The sequence below is a fragment of the Pseudomonas sp. AC172 genome (assembly GCF_979258595.1).
On record NZ_OZ409868.1, the window covers coordinates 3,109,811 to 3,130,857 of the forward strand.

The following is a 21,047-nucleotide window of genomic DNA, read 5'->3' on the forward strand; positions in this document are numbered from 1 at the left end:
ATGGGCGAACTGATCAACATCATTCTGCGGTTTGCGTTGTATGTGGATTTGCTGCTGGTGTTCGGGCTGGCGTTGTTTGTGCTGTACAGCGCTGAGACGCTGCTGCGGTTTCGGCCGATGCTGCGCGGGATGGCATTGATCGGGGCGTTGTTGTCAGTGGCAGGATTGGTGCTGATGACCAGCGCCATGAGCGGCGAAACGGCGCTCGCGGCGCTGTGGCCGCATGTGCAAATGATGGTGTTGGAAACGGATGTCGGGATGGCGTGGGCAGTGCGGATGACTGCATTGATCGTCGTGGCGATTCGGCCGGGTTGGTGGCTTGCATCGTTTGCCGGCGCAATCGCCCTCGCCTCTCTGGCCTGGAGCGGGCACGGGGCGATGGACGAGGGAGCGCTGCGGTTCTGGCATTTTCTCAGCGACATTCTGCACCTGCTCGCAGCGGGTGCGTGGCTGGGTGCGATGCTGGCGCTGGTGTTGATGGCGCGGGGGCTGGTTGATGAAGCGCGCATTCGTTCGCTGGCGTTTGCGGTCCGGCGCTTTGAATGGGTCGGCGCAGCGATTGTGCTGACGCTGTCGATCACCGGCGTGGTGAATTACTTGTTTATCGTCGGCCCGAGGCTGGATGAAGTGTTACTCGGCACGTACGGGATGCTGCTGGCGATCAAGGTTTTACTGTTTGCCGCAATGTTGGTGTTGGCGGCGTTGAATCGCTTTCATCTTGGTCCGGCATTGCAGCAGGCACTGCGCGATGGACAACATGTCGTCGCGGCGAATGCGCTAAGACGCAGCGTTGCAGTTGAACTGGCAATCGCATTGCTGATCGTGGCACTGGTGGCGTGGCTCGGCACGTTGAGTCCGGACGCGGGATGACACCCGGGAAAGCCTTTCACTACACTGGGCCACCTTCCTTTTCAGAAGCCCATTTGCAATGACAACTCTAAAAAGCACGATGATCTTCTGCGGCCTGCTGACCCTGGCCGCCGGCGCTCACGCAGAGCAAAACCCTTCACACCTCGACAGCATCCAGCAACAGGGCGAACTGCGCGTCTGCACCACGGGCGACTACAAGCCCTACACCTTCAAACGCCCCGACGGCGACTTCGAAGGCATCGACATCGCCATGGCCCGCTCACTGGGCGACAGCCTCGGCGTCAAAGTGCAATGGGTGCAAACCACCTGGAAAACCCTGATGCCGGACATGCAGGCCGGGAAATGCGACATCGGCATGGGCGGTATCTCGGTGACGCTGGAGCGGCAGAAAAAAGCCTATTTCAGCAACACCCTCGACACCGACGGCAAGATCCCGCTGGTACGCTGCGCCGATGTCAGCAAGTACCAGACCGTCGAACAGATCAACCAGCCCAACGTGCGCCTGGTCGAACCCGCCGGCGGCACCAATGAAGCCTTCGTCCACGCCTTCCTGCCCAAGGCGCAACTGGCCCTGCACGACAACGTGACGATCTTCCAGCAACTGCTCGACAACCAGGCCGACGTGATGATCACCGACGCCTCGGAAGCGCTGTATCAGCAGAAACTCAAACCGGGCTTGTGTGCGGTAAATCCGCATCAGTACATGCAGTACGGCGAGAAGGCTTACCTGCTACCGCGCGATGACATCAGCTGGAAACTGTACGTTGATCAGTGGCTGCACTTGAGCAAAGTCACCGGTAAATATCAGCAAACCCTGAGCGAATGGATTGCCGTACCTGCCGCGCAGTAATCCTCAATCGTCATGCAACATTCCGGAGCTGTACTGATTGAGACTGCTGCCGATACTGTTGCCGCCAAACTTCAACGTATTGGCATTACGCCCCTCCGGCGACTGACAGTCGCTGGAGAAACAACTTGTAGTGGTCAAGCCACCCGCGCCCGAACAGGCACTCAACACCGACACAGCAGCAATCAACAGCACTTTGACGACATTGGCGCTCATGGCACGATTCCCCTCGGGATGAAAAACGACGACCTTGTGCCAACATCCTAGGCCTGCGCCGCACACGGCAAGATGAAACTTTGCTGATCGACAGCGCCAGTTCAGAATCGCTTATCCGCCGACAAGGACATCCCCATGCAATTCCTGCCCCTCACCGACGCCAGCCCCGCTGTCCAGGCCCACGTCCGCACCCTGCGCAATCAACCGGACGTGCGCAAGTTCATGTACACCTCGCATGAGATCAGTGAGCAGGAACATGCCATATGGCTGAACTCTTTGCAGGGTAATCCGCGCCAGCAAGTGTTTGTGGTGATCAAGGATGAGCAAGCGGTGGGGGTTGTTTCGTTGAATGCGATCAACGTGCTGCACAAGAGCGCGGATTGGGCGTTTTATCTGGACGTGGGGTTGCAGGGCAAGGGATTGGGCAGTGTCGTTGAATTCTGGATGCTTGATTACGCGTTTGGCGTGGCAGGGCTGGAGAAGCTGAACTGCGAAGTGCTGGCGATGAACGCGGCAGTGGTGAAGATGCATCAGAAGTTCGGCTTTGAGATTGAAGGCGTCCGGCGGCAGAACATCTTCAGGGATGGTGCGCGGATCGACGTTGTTCTACTAGGTATTACCAAAGACGAATGGCAACACAAGCGCCCTGCCTTGGCGCCTGTGATCGAGCGACTCAACGCCGTTTAAGGCCTGGAGCATTGCGTTTGAAACGTGAACTGAACCCTGCCGACCTATACAAAATCCGCGCAGCCCTCTCCGATATTTTCGTCGACACCGGCGTCGATTATCCCTACATCGCCCGCGAAGTCGAAGGCTACGACCCGGAACAGGTTAAAGATATTCTGTATGCCGAAGTTGCCGTCGTCTGCGCCTGGAACCTGGAATGTGTACTCCCGCCGGTCTGGACAGGTTTCGAACCCGATGCGTTGAACAGGGACATCGAGCAAATGCTGCTCGCAAACACGAACAGCTGGATTCGGCGGCAACTGCATAAGCTGCACACCGCGTGGTTGCGATTCAGCTATCGGGAAGTCTGGGCAGAGATTACCGCTCACTGCAAAGGCTGGAGTTGATACAGCCCTGCGTGGCAATAGCGCATCAACGACTTACAACGCGTTTAAACTGAAAAGATGATTGCCCCTCTGCCCGTTCAGTCCTTCCCCGGTTTGGGAATCGCAATACGGCTACCCGTCTTGACCTCGCGCAACGCCAGGCTGGACTGAATAGACGCAATCCCCACCTGACGCCTGAGCACCTGCTCGATAAAGTCGCTGTAACTATCAAGATCTTCCGCCAACACCTGCAACACGTAATCGGCATCGCCGGTGATCTTGTGGCAGGCCACCACCTGCGGCAATTGCGCAATCACTGCCTCGAAGGCATCAGGCGCGTGGTCGGCGTGGGTGGAAAAACGAATGTGCACGAACGCCATGATATCCAGCCCGAGCATTCGCCGATCAAGGTTGGCCTGATAGCCCTTGATCACCCCCGCCTCCTCCATGCGCTTGCGCCGCCGCCAGCACGGCGTAAGGCTCAGCGACAGTCGCTCACTGAGTTCAGCGTTGGAAATGCTGGCGTCTTCCTGCAGCAACTCAAGAATTGCCAGGTCGGTCTCGTCGAGACTGATGCGTTTGGATATTTTTTTCTGCATGACGCTATTCCTGAGTAAAAACGCCCGATTAATCCACCAAACCACGAACACAAAGCAAAGAAAGCGCAGCCCAGCCGGAACAGAATATTTGCACTGGCTAACAATAACGGATGCGCAGAATGTTTACAGTTTTCAGTGATTCCCACCGTTTGCACCACGGCACCGAATTGAAAGACGGCGTGCTCAAACCGTCGTTCGAACAACCGAGTCGGGCCGACACCGTGCACAACCGGGTCAAACAGGTCGGCCTCGGGCAGATCGTCGAACCGCGCGCATTTGATCGCTCGTGCTACGTCAACGCACACAGCGAGCGCTACGTCAGTTTTCTCGAAAGTGCCTGGAGCGAATGGTGCGCAACCGGTCGCACCCACGACGCCTTGCCGTTGGTGTGGCCGGTGCGCGATCTGGCCAACGAAGAGGTGCCGACGTTCATCGATGGCAAGCTCGGTTTCTATGCCATGGATGCCGGTTCGCCCATTACGGCAACGACCTGGCAAGCGGTGAAAACCAGCGCCGACATCGCCCTCACCGGCCTAGCGTTGATTGATGAAGGTCACGACAGCGCCTTCGCCCTGTGCCGCCCGCCCGGCCATCACGCCGCGCGCGAATACATGGGCGGTTATTGCTACCTCAACAACGCCGCCATCGCCGCGCAACAAGCCATCACCCAGGGCGCCAAACGCGTCGCGGTGCTGGACGTCGACTTCCACCACGGCAACGGCACGCAGAACATTTTTTACCAGCGCAGTGACGTGATGTTCGTGTCATTGCACGGCGAACCGGCGGTGTCCTATCCGTACTTCTCAGGCTACAGCCACGAAGTCGGCGCGGGTGTCGGCGAGGGTTACAACCTCAACTATCCACTGCCGAAAAACACCACGTGGGAGAGCTATCGCAACGCCCTGCTCCACGCCTGCAAAAAACTCCAGCAGTTCGCGCCTGAAGTGCTGGTGATTTCCCTCGGTGTCGACACGTTCAAGGACGACCCCATCAGCCACTTCCTGCTCGAAAGCGAGGACTTCATCGGCATCGGCGAACTGATCGCTAGCGTCGGCTGCCCGACCCTATTCGTCATGGAGGGCGGCTACATGGTCGATGAAATCGGCATCAATGCCGTCAACGTGCTGCACGGTTTCGAGAGCAAACGCAGTTGAGCCAGCTCGCGCTCTACAACCTTTCAATGACTGGATCGGAGAATAAGACCATGACGCTTTTTATTGATGTCGATGATGCTGCACGCCTGTTCACCCAAGTCGGCATTCGCCGCGCCATCCGCGAAATGGCCAGCTACATCGCAGCGGACTACGCACGCTGGGCGCAGTTTGATAAATCGCCGCGCACGGCCAATCACTCGGCAGACGGCGTGATCGAGTTGATGCCCACCGACGACGGCCAGCAGTACTCGTTCAAATACGTCAACGGCCACCCGAACAACGGCCAGCAGAATTTGCTCACGGTCATGGCCTTCGGTCTGCTGGCCGATGTGAAGAGTGGCTATCCGACCCTGCTCAGCGAACTGACCTTGACCACCGCCGTACGCACCGCCGCAACCTCCGCGCTGGTCGCGCAATCGCTGGCGCGCCCGGGTGCGACTTCGATGGCCCTGATCGGCAACGGTGCGCAAAGTGAATTCCAGGCGCTGGCCTTTCATGAAATGTTGGGCATCAACGAAATCCGTATCTTCGATATCGATCGCGACGCTTCACTCAAGTTGAAGCACAACCTCGCGGAGTTCCCGGACATCGAAGTGATTCTGGCCAGCTCGGTGAAGGACGCGGTCAAGGGCGCGGACATCGTCACCACGGTCACCGCCGACAAAGCCTACGCAACCATTCTGACCCCCGACATGATCGAGCCCGGCATGCACATCAATGCGGTCGGCGGTGACTGCCCGGGTAAAACCGAACTGCACGCCGACATCCTGCGCAACGCCCGGGTCATCGTCGAGTTCGAGCCGCAAACGCGCATTGAAGGCGACATTCAGCAACTGGAAGCCGATTCCCCGGTGATCGAGTTTTTCCGGATTGTGCAGGGCGAAGTCGCCGGACGCGAAAACGATGCGCAGGTGACGGTCTTCGATTCGGTGGGTTTTGCCCTGGAAGACTTTTCCTCACTGCGCTACCTGAAAGACCTGGCTCAGGCACAGCAAATCGGCCAGCGCATCCACCTGGTGCCGACGCCGGCCAACATCAAAAACCTCTTCCAGTTGCTCGATCCGCAACCGGCCAAAACCTCGCGTCTGCGCACCGTCAGTTGATCGGTCATGACCGCCCCCAAGCCACAGGGGGCGATTCACCTTGTGATTAGCCGTTGCACCTCTAACAAGAACGCTCGACACCTGCTTTCTGCCAAAACTCAAAAACATAAAATCAAGAGGTTTTGCAATGAAATCGACCCCTTCCGGGCTGCCTGAACAGCCCGCGCTGCAGCGCACGCTCAGCAATCGTCACATCCAGTTAATGGCCATGGGCGGTGCCATCGGAACCGGCCTGTTCATGGGCTCCGGGAAGATCATCGCCCTCTCCGGGACGTCGATCATCCTCATCTACATGATCATCGGTCTGTTCGTGTTTTTCGTCATGCGCGCCATGGGCGAAATGCTCCTGTCCAACCTCAACTTCAAAACCTTCGCCGACTTCGCCGGTGCCTACCTCGGCCCGCGCGCGGCGTTCTTCCTCGGCTGGTCGTACTGGCTTAGCTGGAGCGTGGCGGTGATCGGCGATGCCGTCGTGGTCGGCGGATTTTTCCAGTACTGGTTCCCCGACGTACCGGCATGGATACCCGCCGTCGGCATGCTCGCAACCCTGTTCGCGCTCAACGTGCTGACCGTCAGACTGTTCGGTGAAGTGGAATTCTGGTTCGCGATCATCAAGATCATTGCCGTCGTGACCCTGATCGGCGTCAGCACCGTGCTGATCGCCAGCTCCTTCGTCTCGCCCAGCGGCGTCACCGCGTCCCTGAGTCACCTGGTGGACAAACAGGCAGCGTTCCCTAACGGCTTGTTCGGCTTCTTCGCCGGATTTCAAATGGCGATCTTCTCCTTCGCCGGCACCGAGCTGATCGGCACCGCCGCCGCCGAAACCCGCTCGCCGGAGAAGACCCTGCCCAAAGCGATCAACTCGATTCCGCTGCGGATCATCCTGTTCTACGTGCTGGCACTGACCTGCATTATCGCCGTGACCTCGTGGCAACAGGTCTCCCCCGTCAAGAGCCCCTTCGTCGAACTGTTCCTCGTCGCCGGGTTCCCCGCAGCGGCCGGCATCGTCAACTTCGTGGTCCTGACCTCAGCGGCCTCCTCGGCCAACAGCGGCGTGTTTTCATCGAGCCGCATGCTGTTCGGGCTGGCCAATCAAGACAACGCCCCCGGCCTATTCCGCCGACTGTCGAGCAACAGCGTGCCGCTGCTGAGCCTGGCGTTCACCACGCTGTTGATGCTGGTCGGCGTGCTGGTGCTGTTCATCGTGCCGGAAGTCATGACCGCGTTCACCATCGTCTCCACCGTGTCGGCGATTCTGGTGATCTTCACCTGGTCGACCATCCTCGCGTCTTACATCGCCTACCGGAAAAAACGCCCGGATCTGCATGCGAAGTCGGCTTACAAGATGCCCGGCGGAGTGCCGATGGCTTGGTTTTCGTTGGCATTTTTGGGGTTTGTGCTGGGGTTGCTGGCGTTGCGGCCTGACACGCGGATTGCGTTGATGGTCATGCCGGGGTGGTTTGTCTGGTTGGGGATTGCTTATCAGTTGACGCGGTTGAGGAAGCCGAAATCTGCGGTTGAGTCGGCGGGGCAGTTTGGCTAGAGCTGCGAGAGAAAGCCTACACCTGGAAGTGACGGCTTTTTTTCAGTGCATGTTTTAACCAGCATGATCAGAGGGCGTAATCAGCTCCAACTACCGATCTCGCCTGTCCTCGGCCAACAGATAAGTCCCTCGGCCACTGGCGACGATCATTTGAGACTGAAAACCCATCCACCCCGAGCCGCCGCCATGCCATCCGGTTTGGATAATCCGCTGACCACGCTCTCGCGCTGACCGTCATCCTGACGGTTGGCTTTAACTGCGCGAGTATGGACATACCAAAGATTGTTTTATTGGGGTGTGGGTCGCTCAGGCTTGATACGCTCGCTCCCATTGAGACAGGAAGTCAAACATGGACAAACCAACCTCCTCCAACACTGCCCCCGCCAAGCGAAGCTGGGCATCAGCGACTGAAAAAGAGCGCTCCGATGTCTATTGGTCGTTATCCGACGCGTTTGTCGACAATGAGGTCAACTACGAATTCATTGCGCGCCAAACTGAGGACTATGATCGGCAAGAGATCAAGCGAATCCTCTATGAAGAAGTGGCACCGGTGTGCCATACGAATCTCGAGACCGTGATCCCGATGATTTGGTCGGCGTTCAACCTGGAGCAATTGAAGGCTGACATCGCAGAAACATTGAAAGCTCGAGAACGCAGCCGTTTCAGACGTCAGCTAGACAAACTGCTGATTCGCTGGCTTGAGTTTCGATACAAATACATATGGAAAGAGATTTCCAGGCATTACCGAAAATGAGCGCTGCCGTGCTCGATAGCCCAGGTTACCACCGAGATCCCTTTCGATCACAGCGCGCTAACAGCCCCACCGTGGCGGCGGTTAAGCCGCTCGCCACAGTGGGATAGGATTTAAGCTTTAACCTCAACGTTATCCAACGCCTGATTCACCGCCAACTCCCCCAACATCACCACCTGCGCAATGCCCAGCGCGGTTTTGCGATGCGAGGGGTCTAGTGCTGCGGCGAAGTTGTTGAGCATTTCGGAAGCGGAACTCAGCGTTTCACTGGCATTGGCCAGCAGGGATTCCGAGTCGTACTTTGGATTGGCGAGGTACATGCGCTCGGGCTCGTTGACGCTGGCCATGATGTGCCCGGCGGGAAGGAGGTAGTGATCGAGCGCGCGCTCGGCGGCTTCGTGGAGTTTTTTGGAGTTGAGGGATTCGTAGGGGGATGCGGGATCGGTTTCTGGTGGGTTGGGCGTTACTTTGAACATAGATGGAACCTCTAGCGCGATTACTAAAAGAAGCCATCACCCATGCTACCAAACGATGGGTGGCGGCCATACGCGGGTTGGTAGACCGGTCGCACTAGAACCCGGCGCCCACGAATGGGCCCCACGCATGACCACCATGAAATCCGCGTCCTGGAAAAGCGACTGAATTAGGTGATGCAATGCATCTAGACACGAAACGGGCTACCAAACCCGATCACTGGTTTTCAGTGATGTGGGGACGATAGAACGTGCGGGCTAGAGGCACAAGCCGGGGGATTCTGTCTTAGGTGTAGGGGGAGGCGCAAGGGAGTGTAGGCTTAGGACTGCAGGAACAGGCTTCTTTTAAACAAACACGTTTTTTCCGTTTAAAAAGGCTCTACGAGCACGCTGATCGACTTAAATGCTGTCACCAGCGCACAGAGCACAGCTTTCTTTTCCCGAGCGCTTTCCGTCGCTCCGATGATGGATTGGGCATAGCTCTCCCCCAACGTACCAGCCAGATGGGCTAATCCGCTGTAACTTCTTCGCTTTGTAGCAATTTCTAAGCATGCAACAATTACCGCCGACAAAGGGCACTACCGGTACTATGCTTTTCTTTTTCGAAAGGAGTCGGTGTAATGTCAGACAAATATTCGTTAGGGGATGTGCTGGAAAGGATCTACCAGAATCAGCTCGGGCTGGAAGCAGCTCTGATGGAGCTGACGCTTCATGCAGAACAACAAGGTTTGGCCGAGATTGGCGAAAACGTTCGTGGCGCCTTGTGGGTCATCGGAGAGAACGCTGGTTACATCAAGCAGGGCTTGGCCAAGCTGAGGGGAAAGAGCGAGGGATAGATTCGATCGGCTTTGCCGTTTCGGAATCAGCGTTGTTTGGCCGCTCTCCGACACCGACGGCAAGATCTGTTTTACATGGCTGATAGAGGTGCTACTCATGCCTACGCCGCTTGAAAAAATTCAGGCCCACGCATCTCATTTACTGGACGCATTTATTGAAATGCGTCAGAGGTATTCGATCCTCGACCCCATGCTCTTCGATGAAGCTGTCGTGACAACCCTTGGCTCCGGAAAGCGAGCTATGGGGTTTAGCATTCTTAAGCACTCATTATTCCTCTCATGTGCGCAGGACATAGCGAAACTGACGTTCGATGATGATCCGCGAACACCAAGCCTTAACAATAGTATTCAAGCGCTGGCTGACGACACGCTTCGACAAACACTACGTGAACAGTTTGCTAGCTGGAAATTAACTAACGGCAAGGATGTGACCGACACTGAAATACTTGAGGCCCTCAGACGCATGGAGCTGCGTGAAGAGGCTCAGCTCGGACCCCAATTCGATGAGTTGTATTGCGAGGCCACCAAACTATGGTCAGCGCTATCCACCAGTGCAACAATTAAGTCATTCAGAACTATCCGTGACAGGGTATCTGCACATACAGAAGTGCGCTATGTAGCAGATAAATACCAGTTTGTTGACATCAGCACATTAGACATTAAATGGGGCGACATCAAAGCAACCGTAGAGCAGATGCAACGCCTTGTGGAGATCATCGGGATGCTTATCCGCAATGCCGGGTTCGCATGGGAATCGCTCGATGAGCAGCTGAAGAACGCGAGCGCGGCTTTCTGGAGCGTTGACGTAGTAGGCGGCTAGCAGAACCACACAAATTTTGAACTCCAGATCTAATATATTTACAGACCGCTTCAGGCCCAAAAACCTCGGGCATTCAGGCCTGGCATTTTGGTTCTCTGAAGCCTACAGCGGCCTCAATTTACCCTAAACATGCCCTAAAACGCTTTTAACGATCATCCCGAAGCCTCACCCACCCAGGTCTGCTTTCAGTCATAAGCGTACTGATTGAAACTAGCCTCAGCTTGCGTCCTTTTGAGAGTTCGAAATCTCTAGGAAAACCGGGGCGATTCAGGTTTAGTATCTAGCCACTTCGATACTGCGCAGCGTGTTACCACTCCGCTGCTTTGCCCAGAGTCAACATCAATGTCGACCATGCCAATTTCTGTTTTCGGAAACCCTTCTCAGATTTGGATCGTTCCACCAGAAGACTTAATGCGGCAAGCAACTGCATCGCTTCGTGGATATGTCTATCAGCTCCACGCCTCAGCTGCCGCATGGCTGGAGCTGGGGGTAGGCGATGACCTCTACCTGGAGATCGCTGAGGACTTCACCGAGCTTCTCCGTGAGCCGGGTAGGGTTGATGACGTTCTTAAGGCTACACAGGTGAAGGACACGCGCGAGTCCGGGACTGTGACGCTGAACTCCCCGGATGTCCTAGCTGCAATTGAGTCTCTGCACAGGTTGCGGACTTACAATCCTGGCCGCGAAGTAAGGTTAGTGTTTCTGACCACGTCTTATGTCGGGCAGGAGAGAAAGAATGCGTTGCCCTCCGGCGTGGCTGGCCTGACGGCGTGGGAAGCGGCTGCATCTGGAGGGAGTGTTGAAGAGCTTCGCATAGCTCTTCTTCAGCGGACGCTTTCTAAGGAGCTTCGAACTTTTGTAACAAATAGCCTTCCCGAGCAGTTAAGAACTGAGCTTTTCAGTCCAATAGTGTTTGCATGCGGTGCCCCGGATTGGCGCTCTCTTGAGGAAAGTAATCGGCGCACTTTAGTGAATCGTCGAGACCAGCTTCTGTCGACTGCGGATATGGCACATCGCGCATACGATATTGTCTTCCGCGATACTGTTGCTTGTGTGCTGGGCCCGAATCCACGTCGCTTGGACGGGAAACAGCTTCAGGCTTGTCTAGAGCGCGCGACGTCAATCGCAGTTCCATCAAGTGTCGCCGTAGACATATTAGGTAGGCGCTCCGAGCGGCCAAGCAATGCTCTATCCATTGAAGAGTTACGCGACTTGGCGGAGTTGTTAATTGAGAATGGCGCCCCGCCATCTATCGACCTGCTCTTCCCTGGAGCCAAGCCCTCAGCTAGGGATGCCCTTATGGACGCATTCTCCGTGGAGCCGCGTCTCACCGAAGTCAAGTTAGACGGGGTTCCCGCGAGCGCCTCTTTGTCAGATCTCATTGGGCTCCCGGAAAAAAGACACCTCATTATCGGTCAACCAGGTTCAGGCAAGACGCATGCTCTCTGGCACACAGCAAACAAATTGCTCGCAGCCGGCACGACCATTCCTATCTATCTTCCTGCAGGGCAAGCGACAGGCTGGCACGATTTAGAAGAGATGATCACGGAGGCGGCCCCGGGAGTCAAAGTAACCACATTATTCCAAGATCCACGAATATGTATTTTCGTCGACAGCTGGTCCGAATTCGCCGGGGCTTCGAAGGTAGGAGAAAAGCGACGTGCACTGCGTGCTTTAAGGAGCGCTCGCTTAGTAGCGACGGCCAAGTTCGCTGATATGGATGATGGCCCCCTTAAACAGTGGAACCTCGATCTCCTGCCGCCGGATCAGGTAGAGCGCGTAGTCACAGCCGCGACCCCAGCCGAAGCGCCTCCACCTAGTACGGTGATTGACCTTTTAAGATCACCCCTACTTTTGGTCATCCAAGTTCTTTCAGACGCGCGCTCTGCGACGATCGGCGACCTCCTACGTCAATTCCATGAGCACCTTATGCAAGGGCTACCGGAGCGCTTCACCGAAGCACTCGCCGGTGCCGTGTCCGAACTTTCTCTGGAGGGAACAAGATCATTTGGTCGTCTCATGGATGAGCTCCAAACTCGATCTGCTAAGTTGGGAATTACTGACCCGGCCAGGCTACTAAGGAACCTTGGCACCATTTTAGAGCGCGGCGGTCAGGCAGTTCCCTGCCACGACCTTTACTGGAGTTGGCTAACTGGACGCGGCCTACTGGTCGATGTTGTCGCCGAGCGAGCGGTAGACTCTCTGCGGACGCGCGAGAGCTATGCCTTGGCTATTCAGTCGGGTGCAAGCGCAGCTGAGAGCGATGTAACCGCAACCTTTAAGCAAGACTTTTTGCTTGCTGCCGCACTCGACACAAGCCGGGGTGCGAATCGCCCTACTCCGGCACTAACAGAATCACTTTTATGCGCTCTGGCAGATCCTCTCTTAGCCGTGCGCAATCGTGCCGCTATTGCTGCACTGGCAGGCGGGCGCCCAGAGCTCTTTCGCCCCGCACTGGAAGTTCTCGCTGATCTAGGACGATCCAACATTTATCCATCGGAGTGGAAGCAAGTCCTTAGGCCAAAAATCTTTTATGATCAACGAGCTACGCTCTCTGATTGGATAGGGGCACCGAATAGCAGCATGGTTCTCGATGCAATTGCTGAAAGTGGTGGACCGGAGTGGAGTCTGTGGCTCGAGAACATTGCGGCCAACGATCAGATCAGTTGGGCAGAGGCGGCCGCAACTGCGCTTGGTTGCTGTGGCGATGTACCACGTTGGGTTCGTCCGCATCTCGACACTGTCATCGCTTCGCATGCGTGGCTACTTCGGCCTGCAGCCTCTAGACGTGGCAATAAAGCCCTGGCTCGGTTCATTGCTGCAGAATACGGACGATTGATCGAATCCGTCGTAGAGTTAAATTCCAGTGGGTGGATTGAAATTAATAGAGTGCTGGTCGGATGCGGTGATGACGCCGTGTTCGGTCTTCTACTCTCAGACTTCCCGTCTATGACGCAACGTGCGCAGGAACTTCTCGGATTTGCTATCGTGGAATTTGGCGCACCATGGGTCGCTCGTTTTCAGCGAGTGGCTTTGGCAACTGGCGCCACTCATCATCACAAACTTGCCAAGAAATTCTCACCCGAAATTGATGACGAAACGGCGCGCGCTTGGATTACTGCGGGTCATGACGAGGCTGGCTGGCGGGTTCTAATCGCGCGCCATGGTGAAGGAGTATTACCTGAGTTAATTAAACAATTGCCCCTGTCCTTCGCGGACATCGACGAGATCCCCGCACTAAGCCATATGCACTGGCTTCCGAGCGCTCCGGTCACGCTCATCGACGAGATCTGGCGCCGCCTAGGAAGTCCAATGCGGCCGAAAGCGGCACATGATTTCCTAAATGCTATTGCGCGAGTTTACCCGGAGGGTATACCTAGCATAGTAAGATTTATTGTTGAGCAACCCAACGCACTTCCAGCCTATCACCTTCATCAAGCCCTTTTGCTGTATAGGGACTGGCAAAAAAAATCTGGTCTAGTGCTGGGCGTTAAGACAACTGAAGGCATTGAGCATCCTTTTCCCAATTGGATTGCGCTTCATTCCATGATGAGCCAATGGGAGGACCATTTCACACCGGAATTGTTGGCTCTCACGCCAGAAGTCGCCATCGAATATGTTGTGCATCACCTCGACGACAAGCGTTCGGCAGCGGTGCTGATAGCGTTAAAGAGGATCGCTGCCTACAACGCTCCGCTGCTGGATCGAATGCTTGCTGTGCCTGCTCTCGCCGCGCTCATCCCAGAAGTATTCGCTGAAAGCTTCGAGATGTTTCCTATCGATGCTCTCCGACGATGCATTGCATCGAGAGATATCGATCAAGAACGTTTACTGTATCGACTAGCCGCTACGGCAAATCCCCTGCATCGTGCTGTACACCAGGACCTTCTGAAACGCGTCCTCGATCATTCACCTGAATGGCACCAATTGCACCATGCCGGGAATATGCTCAGAGCCTACTCGCGTGAAGAGGTATTCCAAATTATTGATGTATTACCTCATCGCCGTGAGAATTGCTGGTTTTGGCTGATTCGTTCAGTAGAGGAAGCTCGGGGCGAGCGCTTGATCAACGAGGACGGCTCAATGCGGCGTTAACCCCCTCAAAAGTTACCGAGCTGGATGCTGCCCTGATTTTTTGTCAGTTTTCGCTCATGGCCGATTGCGGACGTCTTACTACCTACAGTTGATCGTCCACAATTGATCCAAGCGAGTCGTGTAGCTCTGGCTCATCATTTCACGCCGCATGGCCCACTCTGGATTGGTAGGAACGCTCGCCGCTCGCAGCGTCCCCCTTCCCCACCGTTCGTTGATCTGATCCAGTACGGCCATGACCTTGGTAGATTCGGTCGGTTGAGAGGCCGCAAACAGATCGTCCGTGTATTCACCTTGCTGACACAGGTTCATCAGCAATACCTCCGCCTTGCTGTACTTGAAACCAGGGCGATATATCCGGTCCAGCGCATCGACCGCGGCCTTGGTCATTAGCCGGACGTCATCCGTGGGGTAAGGCATTTCGATCACTACACCATTGGCGTACTTCGCCTCCTCCGGATTGAACATGCCGGTGCGAATGCTCACGCGCACTTTCTTACACAGCGAGTTTTGCGCCCTGAGCTTTTCTGAAGCGCGCATCATGTACGTGGCCACCGCTTCCTTTATCGGTGCCAGTTCCGTCAGGCGGGTGCCGAACATTCGACTGCAGCAGATCTCCTGTTTCGGCGGATCGGGCTCCTCTAGCTCCAGACAGGGAGTGCCGGCCAGTTCGCGCGCTGTCTTTTCGATCACCACACTGAAATTTTTGCGCAGTGTCCAAGGGTCGGCTTTGGCCAGGTCCATCGCACTTTTTATGCCCATGGTATCCAAGTGCGCTTTCATGCGACGCCCTACACCCCACACCTCTGAAACGTCGGTGTTACGCAGCACCCAGTCACGCTTAGTTGAGTCGCAAATATTGACGACCCCACCTGTCTGCGCCTGCAGGCGTTTCGCCGTATGGTTGGCAAGCTTGGCCAGGGTCTTAGTCTGAGCGATACCAACGCCGACTGGAATGCCAGCGCACCTCAGCACCTGACTCCGAATCTGTCGGCCGAGACCGTCCAAATCGGTGATGCCGGTGAGGTCGACGAAGGCTTCGTCGATGCTGTAGACCTCGACTGAGGGCACCATTGACTCGATCAGCGTCATTACGCGCTCACTCATGTCACCGTACAGCGCGTAGTTCGATGAGAACGGTATGATGCCGTGCTGCTTGAGCTTGTACTTGATCTGGAAATACGGCTCGCCCATTTTCACGTACGGTTTGGCGTCGTAGCTCCGAGCGATAACGCAGCCGTCGTTGTTCGACAGAACCACGATGGGCACCTTGGCTAGGTCAGGGCGGAACACTCGTTCACAGCTGGCGTAAAAGCTGTTGCAATCGATCAGGCCGAACACCGGCACCTGCTTAGACATGACTGCGCACGCTACCGATAATCACGCCCCAGATCGCTAGCTCATCGCCCTCCAGCACGTAACGCGGCGGGTACTTGGGGTTTTCAGACAGCAGTACTACCTCTTTCCCACGGATGCACAGCCGCTTGCAAAGCGGATCGTTGTTGAGCAGCGCAACAACAATATGCCCGTGCGCCGGCTCCAGTGAACGATCCACCACCGCTAAATCGCCGTCAAAGATCCCTGCCCCCTGCATGCTCTCTCCGGCAATTTTCACCAGGTAAACATGTGGGGCACGAATGTTGAGCACTTCGTCGAGCGAGATGTGGGTTTCGATGTGATCCGCTGCCGGCGAAGGAAAACCTGCCGGCACTCGAAAAAGACAAAGAGGTAATTTCCGACCGGCCACGGCTATAGGGCTTAGGATTGAAAAGCTCATGACGCACGACTTCCGACACTGTATGAATGTACAGTTAACTTTCAGATCGGCATTTGGTCAATTTCTGTAGGAAATATCGGATAGACGGGAGGGTGGGAAGTAAAGAAATGATACCCGGCATCTGTCAGAACAACCCACCCAACGCTGCCGGTTCCCAGTTCATGATCACCAGCTCGCCACTCACTTCAGCTTTCCCCTGCCGCTGATTGGCTGTGGTGTAGCGGATGTCTAAGGTCTCGAAGTGAAAATCTTCAAACACGCGGCGGATGTCCGGGTGGTCGTTGATGCTGACCATCACTTTGCCTTTGCAGCAGCGCATGAAGTCGGCCATCCGCTCATAGTTCTCGAACGGAAAGTCGACGCCATAGCCGGCGGTCTGCCAGTAAGGTGGATCCATGTAGTGGAAGGTGTGGGCACGGTCGTAGCGTTCGGCGCATTCAAGCCAGGGAAGGTTTTCGACGTAGGTGCCGGACAGGCGCTGCCACGCGGCCGAGAGGTTTTCCTCGATGCGTAGCAGGTTGATGGCCGGTGCGGTGGTCGCCGTGCCGAATGTCTGACCGGAGACCTTGCCGGCGAAGGCATGGTGCTGCAGGTAGAAAAATCGGGCGGCGCGCTGGATATCGGTGAGTGTTTCGGGGCGGGTCATTTTCTGCCATTCGAACACCTGGCGCGAGCTGAGCGCCCATTTGAATTGGCGCACAAATTCTTCGAGGTGGTTCTGTACGACGCGGTAAAGCGTGACCAGGTCGCCATTGATGTCGTTGAGGACTTCAACGGGCGATGGCTGAGGCTTCATGAAGTACAGCGCGGCACCGCCGGCAAAGACTTCAACGTAGCATTCGTGTGGCGGAAAAAGCGGAATGAGGCGGTCGGCCAGGCGGCGTTTGCCGCCCATCCAGGGGATGATGGGAGTAGACATGAAAGCAAGACCTTTACTGTATGGATAAACAGGTGCTAGGCTCGCCGCGCTTTGTGCACGGAGCGGAAGCCTTGGCTGGACTTGCAGGGACCATCTGCGGGGACAGCGATCGGGAAGGATGTTGACGCATCTTTACCCGATCGCTTCTTTATTAAAAGTATCTCAATTAACTATCATTAATGAAAATGACAAAACACAAAGACGGCTTTGCATCTGCATTCATTATTATTGCAAAAAAGATTCGTTATGAGTTTTTCATATCAGTCATCCTCGGGGCAATACCAGTTATTATTTACACAAGAAACCCAAAGGAGCTTGACGACATAGTTAGTGGGTTACTGGCAATAGGATCATTAATAGATTATGCGGGATTCTTATTAATCCCTTACTGCATCGCAACCGCAATTCGATTCGGCATGCGTTTCATCTCAGAAAATGCACAGAAGAAACTTGTCACCATCCATAAAATGATGACAGAGGTTGGAACTAGTTTTTTGACCATTCTACGAACAGGGGGCGGAGCGATGATTGGAGTCCTTTGCCTAGGTTTATTCACTAGCATCATCACGCTGACAAAAGGTGATTACATAATGCTTACCGTAAGTGTTACATGCGTACTGATTGCGTGCACCTGCATGGCGTTCTTACATGAGTTCTTGGCTAAAGCTTCACGAACATCTCAATACGATAACCCTATAAAGCTCGACAGAGGCCTACTCCGCTGAGTAGTCAGCTCCAATAATAGTTTTCACATACGCCTGACAGGCCGCGAGGGCAATCAGCCCCCGGTCGCCGTCATCGGTGACGCCGATAATTCGTTGAGCATGCGCTGGGTCAAGTTCGGCTCTTGTGGAGCCATGAACCACGCCGACGGTGGCGGTGGTGGCTGACAACGATCCGTTGCCGGCGCCGGTGGTGGCGTCGAGTAGGACTGACAAGCGCAGATCAGCAGTGGCAAGACGGTCGCGCAGGCGACCTTGATCACGTTGGGCATCACTCAAGGCTCGGTAATGGGTTTGTTCGCTGGTAACCAAGCGCTGCTCGAGCGCAAAGCGTTTGTCCTGTTCGGCACGCTGCTGCGCAACCGTGGCCAGGGCCAACTGGTTAGAGCTTTCGGTGTGGAGTCGGGCCTGCTCTGCGAGCTGTTTGCCGTAGCGCCAATCCTGGACTTGCCAGGTAATGGACGCAGAACCACCGACCAAGACGACCGGCAGCACGCCTTTTGCCAATAGCCGATACGGCGCCGGGATCAGTTCGCCGAGACGCATAGCACCGCCCTCGCCCGCCCCCACAACTCCAACCGATCCTGCAGGCCATTGAGACCGCCGTTGATTCTGCGGGTGATCGTGTTGAATTCGTTTTGATCCGCGAGCGCGTTCAACCCATTCACCGACCAGTACCATGCAGCCGACTCGGCAGCCCACTGCGGCAACTCCAGCAACTCTGGGGCACGCAGCAATCGCTCGTCGCCGAACAGTGCCAGGCTGCAGCGCAGGTAGTTGTCGTGGCCGGTCACCTGAATCAGCCCGCGACCGCGATAACGCTGGCCATCGCCGTCCGCTGCCGGTGTATTGCCCAGTTTTGCAGCCAGGTTGCCGGTGTCGTATTTGCTCAGGTACTGGTCGCCACCCAGCTCCCGGACGTACTGCAGCTGGCCCGACTCGTGACCGACTTGCGCCAGAAAAGCGGCTTGGCGTTTCGGCGTGTTGATCTGCCGGTGAGCCATCGCTGCGTTGAGGGCGGATACAAAAACGCCCGCTTGGCGGCGGGCGTTGGGCATGATGCGTTGCAGTTGCTGTTCTGTCAGTGACATCGATGTCTCCTTGAGGTGTGGGGATGCGACGCTTTTAGTTGAGCTGAACGACCTTCAGATCCTTCTCCGCTTTTTTCTTCTTGCCTTTGGCTTTCGCCTTGCCCTTCTTGCCGCCGTTGCACTCGACCGTTGTGCTCCAGCCGGACTGGGTAAACACCTGCTCCACAGAGTCGACCAGGTACTCGCCATCGAGGCCGACCTTGAAGCCTTGAGCGTTGATCGATCGTTCCGCAAACAGATCGGTGCGCCCTGGCATTTCCAGCCGGACCCCAGCGGTGGAGCGGTTGAACGCAGTGAGACGTGCCTGGGCTGCCGCTTCGGCGGCTGACTTGTTCGGGTAGATGTGGCGGTCGGTATGCACTGGCGGTAAACCGTCCGGCGATTCGTCGTTGTCGAGGGTGACCACCGCGAGCTTGCCGGTCTTTTTGTCCTGGTGCTTGGCCGACACGGCCTTGTGCGTGTTGCGGTCTCCGAGTCGGAACTGGAAGCGACTGACATCCCGGCGCTGGATAGTCACCGTGCCCAGCGCCTTGCCCGAAGCACTCTCACCGCCCTGACGCGGCATCACCAGTAGTTTGCCGTCGGCCACCTTGGCCGTGCAGTCGTACTGTTTGGCCAGCCGGGTGATGAAATTGAAATCGGACTCACTAAGCTGATCAGCACGAGGCACTTTTGTCTGCACCGGGCAGACCGCCTGCCAGCCGTTGCGAGCGGCAACATCGGCAACGATCCGCGACAGAGGCACATTCTCCCAACTGCCGCTACGGGTAGTCTTGCCGCTGCCGCGCATGTCGCTGGCCTTACCGGTGATCAGCAATGTATCTGGAGGACCGGACAGCTCAATCTCATCGACGACGTAACGGCCGATGCGGGTCAGTTTGGTTTCTGCATAACCGAGGAAGATCTCGATGCTGGCCCCGCGTGGAGGCAGCACCACAGCGCCGTCGCGGTCGTCGATGCGCAATTCGAACTCGTCGGATTCCATGCCGGGTTTGTCTGTCGTCTTCAACTGCAGCAGGCGGTCATTGATCCGCTGGGTGATGTCGGCGCCGTCGGCCACGACACGAAAGATTGGGGTCATCATTCCATCCAAAAGAAAGCCCGCACTGGGCGGGCCGATTGAGTCATTGCGCGGCATACCGGAGGGGCATCAGCCCCACAGCATCACCTCGCTGTCATCGGGTGCCGGCAGATCCGGCAGCTCGATCACGATGCCGGCGCGATACGGTTGCGGCTCGTCGGCCAGCCCCTGATTGGCGTCCAGCACCGCCTCGACCGTTCCGCTCAAATGCCCATAGGCGTGGTAGCACAGGGTGTCCAGCAGATCCCCGTCAGACGTTCTGCAGGTCATCGCCATAGCGTACAAACTCCAAGGTAAACGATTGCTTACGCGGGATACCGCCCTGCAGCAGCGCGCTCTGTTCTTCTTCGACGTTCTTCAAGCACCAGGTGCCGAGCACGTCGCCATAGCCGGTGGTCAGGGTCAGAGGCAGGAGCTGGGCACCGAGACTGCGCAGGGTGTCCAGCTGTTTGATCCCGCCTTTGAAGCCGGGGAAAATCGCGCCCTTGAGGGTGATTTTTTCCTCGCCAATGCCCACCGCTTGCTGCGCCGGACGGCGGGTCAACCGTTCCTGCGACGCCCAGCGGTACTCCGTCGAGCGTCGCAGTTCGTCGAAGGCGGCGGTGTCCAGGTTGAAGTAATACGGGACCGCCTTGGGATCCAGCGGCTGCACGATCAGCAAGTGCGGAAACGGCTTCACCGCTTCCGGCATCGGTGTCGCGTCACCCGCCAGTGAGCCGGTCGGCAGAATGTTCCCCAGTGATGGACTGACCTTGCCGGCGATCTTGTTGATCGCAGTGGACGCCCGCGCTGCCTGTTCCTTGAGTTCGCCCATCCGCTCATCAATCTGCGACACGGCGCGGATGGCCTTGTTGTAGGTGGCCACCACCTGGCCGACCTTGGCCTGCGCGGCGTTGACGCTGCGCATGACACGCTGCAGCTTTGCCCCGACCGCCGGCCCCACGATTGGAATACCTTCCAGCTCCGAGGCCGCGCCGCTGATCTCGCTGATGGCACCGTTGACCGGCCCCATCATGCCGTCGAGGCTACGTCGTCCAGTCTCCCCCGCTGCAGCCAGATTCTTCAGACCGGACTGCAGCTGTTCCATATAGGCCATTAGCC

The 21,047-nt window shown here is 56.5% G+C and carries 23 protein-coding genes; 12 read left to right on the forward strand and 11 right to left on the reverse strand.

Annotated features, from left to right (window positions below; translation table 11 throughout):
• Positions 1-870: a copper homeostasis membrane protein CopD gene (gene copD, locus ACZ0A4_RS13860; RefSeq protein ID WP_463575193.1), complete on the forward strand. Its 870-nt coding sequence runs from the start codon at positions 1-3 to the stop codon at positions 868-870.
• 58 nt (positions 871-928) lie between these two features.
• Entirely contained in the window at positions 929-1,720 is a 792-nt protein-coding gene (locus tag ACZ0A4_RS13865) for a transporter substrate-binding domain-containing protein (RefSeq protein WP_463575196.1), read from the forward strand.
• A gap of 3 nt (positions 1,721-1,723) precedes the next feature.
• Here ACZ0A4_RS13865 and ACZ0A4_RS13870 read toward each other — a convergent pair whose 3' ends face one another.
• The gene (locus ACZ0A4_RS13870) at positions 1,724-1,933 is read right to left on the reverse strand and encodes a hypothetical protein (RefSeq protein ID WP_463575197.1); all 210 of its coding nucleotides are present in this window, start codon (positions 1,931-1,933) and stop codon (positions 1,724-1,726) included.
• A 135-nt stretch (positions 1,934-2,068) separates the two neighbouring features.
• On the opposite strand from ACZ0A4_RS13870, the gene pseH reads away from it, so the two are divergent.
• Positions 2,069-2,620: a UDP-4-amino-4,6-dideoxy-N-acetyl-beta-L-altrosamine N-acetyltransferase gene (gene pseH / locus ACZ0A4_RS13875; protein WP_463575199.1), complete on the forward strand. Its 552-nt coding sequence runs from the start codon at positions 2,069-2,071 to the stop codon at positions 2,618-2,620.
• 17 nt (positions 2,621-2,637) lie between these two features.
• A complete protein-coding gene (locus tag ACZ0A4_RS13880; RefSeq protein WP_463575201.1) occupies positions 2,638-3,006 on the forward strand; it encodes a DUF7079 family protein in 369 nt (122 codons plus the stop codon).
• Positions 3,007-3,083: 77 nt separating this feature from the next.
• On the opposite strand, the gene ACZ0A4_RS13885 is transcribed toward ACZ0A4_RS13880, so the two are convergent.
• The gene (locus ACZ0A4_RS13885; RefSeq protein ID WP_093433799.1) at positions 3,084-3,584 is read right to left on the reverse strand and encodes an Lrp/AsnC family transcriptional regulator; all 501 of its coding nucleotides are present in this window, start codon (positions 3,582-3,584) and stop codon (positions 3,084-3,086) included.
• A 119-nt stretch (positions 3,585-3,703) separates the two neighbouring features.
• Between ACZ0A4_RS13885 and ACZ0A4_RS13890 the strand changes: the two genes are divergently transcribed.
• From ACZ0A4_RS13890 to ACZ0A4_RS13905, 4 genes are all read left to right on the forward strand, one after another.
• Positions 3,704-4,738: a histone deacetylase family protein gene (locus ACZ0A4_RS13890; RefSeq protein ID WP_463575204.1), complete on the forward strand. Its 1,035-nt coding sequence runs from the start codon at positions 3,704-3,706 to the stop codon at positions 4,736-4,738.
• Positions 4,739-4,788: 50 nt separating this feature from the next.
• Positions 4,789-5,841, forward strand: a complete 1,053-nt coding sequence (locus ACZ0A4_RS13895; protein WP_463575206.1) for an ornithine cyclodeaminase — start codon at positions 4,789-4,791, stop codon at positions 5,839-5,841.
• A 127-nt stretch (positions 5,842-5,968) separates the two neighbouring features.
• Complete coding sequence (locus ACZ0A4_RS13900) at positions 5,969-7,384, forward strand: amino acid permease (protein WP_186624051.1); 1,416 nt, start codon at positions 5,969-5,971, stop codon at positions 7,382-7,384.
• Positions 7,385-7,733: 349 nt separating this feature from the next.
• Positions 7,734-8,138: a DUF7079 family protein gene (locus ACZ0A4_RS13905; protein ID WP_186624050.1), complete on the forward strand. Its 405-nt coding sequence runs from the start codon at positions 7,734-7,736 to the stop codon at positions 8,136-8,138.
• 110 nt (positions 8,139-8,248) lie between these two features.
• On the opposite strand, the gene ACZ0A4_RS13910 is transcribed toward ACZ0A4_RS13905, so the two are convergent.
• Positions 8,249-8,611 (reverse strand): DUF6124 family protein, encoded by a 363-nt coding sequence (locus tag ACZ0A4_RS13910; RefSeq protein ID WP_095050540.1) that lies wholly within the window; start codon positions 8,609-8,611, stop codon positions 8,249-8,251.
• A gap of 617 nt (positions 8,612-9,228) precedes the next feature.
• Here ACZ0A4_RS13910 and ACZ0A4_RS13915 point away from each other — a divergent pair.
• The 3 genes from ACZ0A4_RS13915 (at position 9,229) to ACZ0A4_RS13925 (ending at position 14,359) form a co-directional block, all read left to right on the forward strand.
• The gene (locus ACZ0A4_RS13915; RefSeq protein WP_463575209.1) at positions 9,229-9,444 is read left to right on the forward strand and encodes a hypothetical protein; all 216 of its coding nucleotides are present in this window, start codon (positions 9,229-9,231) and stop codon (positions 9,442-9,444) included.
• A gap of 97 nt (positions 9,445-9,541) precedes the next feature.
• Positions 9,542-10,264, forward strand: coding sequence for an AbiU2 domain-containing protein (locus ACZ0A4_RS13920; protein WP_463575211.1), 723 nt, complete (start codon positions 9,542-9,544; stop codon positions 10,262-10,264).
• Between the two features lie 342 nt (positions 10,265-10,606).
• Positions 10,607-14,359 (forward strand): NACHT domain-containing protein, encoded by a 3,753-nt coding sequence (locus tag ACZ0A4_RS13925; RefSeq protein ID WP_463575214.1) that lies wholly within the window; start codon positions 10,607-10,609, stop codon positions 14,357-14,359.
• 78 nt (positions 14,360-14,437) lie between these two features.
• Here ACZ0A4_RS13925 and umuC read toward each other — a convergent pair whose 3' ends face one another.
• The 3 genes from umuC to ACZ0A4_RS13940 form a co-directional block, all read right to left on the reverse strand.
• Positions 14,438-15,715: a translesion error-prone DNA polymerase V subunit UmuC gene (gene umuC / locus ACZ0A4_RS13930; protein WP_463575216.1), complete on the reverse strand. Its 1,278-nt coding sequence runs from the start codon at positions 15,713-15,715 to the stop codon at positions 14,438-14,440.
• A complete protein-coding gene (locus tag ACZ0A4_RS13935; RefSeq protein ID WP_463575217.1) occupies positions 15,708-16,133 on the reverse strand; it encodes a LexA family protein in 426 nt (141 codons plus the stop codon). The genes umuC and ACZ0A4_RS13935 overlap by 8 nt, the downstream gene beginning before the upstream one ends.
• A gap of 124 nt (positions 16,134-16,257) precedes the next feature.
• Positions 16,258-17,052, reverse strand: a complete 795-nt coding sequence (locus ACZ0A4_RS13940; protein WP_463575218.1) for a DNA adenine methylase — start codon at positions 17,050-17,052, stop codon at positions 16,258-16,260.
• Between the two features lie 179 nt (positions 17,053-17,231).
• Between ACZ0A4_RS13940 and ACZ0A4_RS13945 the strand changes: the two genes are divergently transcribed.
• On the forward strand, positions 17,232-17,777 hold the full coding sequence (locus ACZ0A4_RS13945) for a hypothetical protein (RefSeq protein WP_463575221.1): 546 nt from the start codon (positions 17,232-17,234) through the stop codon (positions 17,775-17,777).
• Here the strand turns inward: ACZ0A4_RS13945 and ACZ0A4_RS13950 are convergent.
• The 5 genes from ACZ0A4_RS13950 to ACZ0A4_RS13970 all read right to left on the reverse strand — a co-directional run bounded on the left by ACZ0A4_RS13950 (position 17,766) and on the right by ACZ0A4_RS13970 (position 21,042).
• Positions 17,766-18,320 (reverse strand): lysis protein, encoded by a 555-nt coding sequence (locus ACZ0A4_RS13950; RefSeq protein ID WP_463575222.1) that lies wholly within the window; start codon positions 18,318-18,320, stop codon positions 17,766-17,768. The genes ACZ0A4_RS13945 and ACZ0A4_RS13950 overlap by 12 nt on opposite strands.
• Positions 18,302-18,865, reverse strand: a complete 564-nt coding sequence (locus ACZ0A4_RS13955) for a glycoside hydrolase family 19 protein (protein WP_463575223.1) — start codon at positions 18,863-18,865, stop codon at positions 18,302-18,304. Before ACZ0A4_RS13955 ends, ACZ0A4_RS13950 begins: the two co-directional genes overlap by 19 nt.
• Positions 18,866-18,899: 34 nt before the next feature.
• Positions 18,900-19,946, reverse strand: coding sequence for a phage late control D family protein (locus tag ACZ0A4_RS13960; protein ID WP_463575225.1), 1,047 nt, complete (start codon positions 19,944-19,946; stop codon positions 18,900-18,902).
• Between the two features lie 69 nt (positions 19,947-20,015).
• Positions 20,016-20,222 carry a tail protein X gene (locus ACZ0A4_RS13965; protein ID WP_139055585.1) on the reverse strand — a complete coding sequence of 69 codons (207 nt, stop codon included), beginning with the start codon at positions 20,220-20,222 and terminating at the stop codon, positions 20,016-20,018.
• Complete coding sequence (locus tag ACZ0A4_RS13970) at positions 20,197-21,042, reverse strand: phage tail protein (RefSeq protein ID WP_463575226.1); 846 nt, start codon at positions 21,040-21,042, stop codon at positions 20,197-20,199. Before ACZ0A4_RS13970 ends, ACZ0A4_RS13965 begins: the two co-directional genes overlap by 26 nt.
• Positions 21,043-21,047: the final 5 nt, after the last annotated feature.

Bases quoted from the DNA above. Each gene is read 5' to 3' on its own strand.
- ACZ0A4_RS13905 (WP_186624050.1), top strand. From the start codon at position 7,734: ATGGACAAACCAACCTCCTCCAACACTGCCCCCGCCAAGCGAAGCTGG.
- ACZ0A4_RS13890 (WP_463575204.1), top strand. From the start codon at position 3,704: ATGTTTACAGTTTTCAGTGATTCCCACCGTTTGCACCACGGCACCGAA.
- ACZ0A4_RS13865 (WP_463575196.1), top strand. From the start codon at position 929: ATGACAACTCTAAAAAGCACGATGATCTTCTGCGGCCTGCTGACCCTG.
- copD (WP_463575193.1), top strand. From the start codon at position 1: ATGGGCGAACTGATCAACATCATTCTGCGGTTTGCGTTGTATGTGGAT.
- umuC (WP_463575216.1), bottom strand. From the start codon at position 15,715: ATGTCTAAGCAGGTGCCGGTGTTCGGCCTGATCGATTGCAACAGCTTT.
- ACZ0A4_RS13955 (WP_463575223.1), bottom strand. From the start codon at position 18,865: ATGTCACTGACAGAACAGCAACTGCAACGCATCATGCCCAACGCCCGC.
- ACZ0A4_RS13940 (WP_463575218.1), bottom strand. From the start codon at position 17,052: ATGTCTACTCCCATCATCCCCTGGATGGGCGGCAAACGCCGCCTGGCC.
- ACZ0A4_RS13885 (WP_093433799.1), bottom strand. From the start codon at position 3,584: ATGCAGAAAAAAATATCCAAACGCATCAGTCTCGACGAGACCGACCTG.
- ACZ0A4_RS13935 (WP_463575217.1), bottom strand. From the start codon at position 16,133: ATGAGCTTTTCAATCCTAAGCCCTATAGCCGTGGCCGGTCGGAAATTA.
- ACZ0A4_RS13950 (WP_463575222.1), bottom strand. From the start codon at position 18,320: ATGCGTCTCGGCGAACTGATCCCGGCGCCGTATCGGCTATTGGCAAAA.
- ACZ0A4_RS13925 (WP_463575214.1), top strand. From the start codon at position 10,607: ATGTCGACCATGCCAATTTCTGTTTTCGGAAACCCTTCTCAGATTTGG.
- ACZ0A4_RS13870 (WP_463575197.1), bottom strand. From the start codon at position 1,933: ATGAGCGCCAATGTCGTCAAAGTGCTGTTGATTGCTGCTGTGTCGGTG.
- ACZ0A4_RS13945 (WP_463575221.1), top strand. From the start codon at position 17,232: ATGAAAATGACAAAACACAAAGACGGCTTTGCATCTGCATTCATTATT.
- ACZ0A4_RS13915 (WP_463575209.1), top strand. From the start codon at position 9,229: ATGTCAGACAAATATTCGTTAGGGGATGTGCTGGAAAGGATCTACCAG.
- ACZ0A4_RS13920 (WP_463575211.1), top strand. From the start codon at position 9,542: ATGCCTACGCCGCTTGAAAAAATTCAGGCCCACGCATCTCATTTACTG.
- ACZ0A4_RS13965 (WP_139055585.1), bottom strand. From the start codon at position 20,222: ATGGCGATGACCTGCAGAACGTCTGACGGGGATCTGCTGGACACCCTG.
- ACZ0A4_RS13970 (WP_463575226.1), bottom strand. From the start codon at position 21,042: ATGGCCTATATGGAACAGCTGCAGTCCGGTCTGAAGAATCTGGCTGCA.
- ACZ0A4_RS13910 (WP_095050540.1), bottom strand. From the start codon at position 8,611: ATGTTCAAAGTAACGCCCAACCCACCAGAAACCGATCCCGCATCCCCC.
- ACZ0A4_RS13895 (WP_463575206.1), top strand. From the start codon at position 4,789: ATGACGCTTTTTATTGATGTCGATGATGCTGCACGCCTGTTCACCCAA.
- ACZ0A4_RS13960 (WP_463575225.1), bottom strand. From the start codon at position 19,946: ATGACCCCAATCTTTCGTGTCGTGGCCGACGGCGCCGACATCACCCAG.
- pseH (WP_463575199.1), top strand. From the start codon at position 2,069: ATGCAATTCCTGCCCCTCACCGACGCCAGCCCCGCTGTCCAGGCCCAC.
- ACZ0A4_RS13900 (WP_186624051.1), top strand. From the start codon at position 5,969: ATGAAATCGACCCCTTCCGGGCTGCCTGAACAGCCCGCGCTGCAGCGC.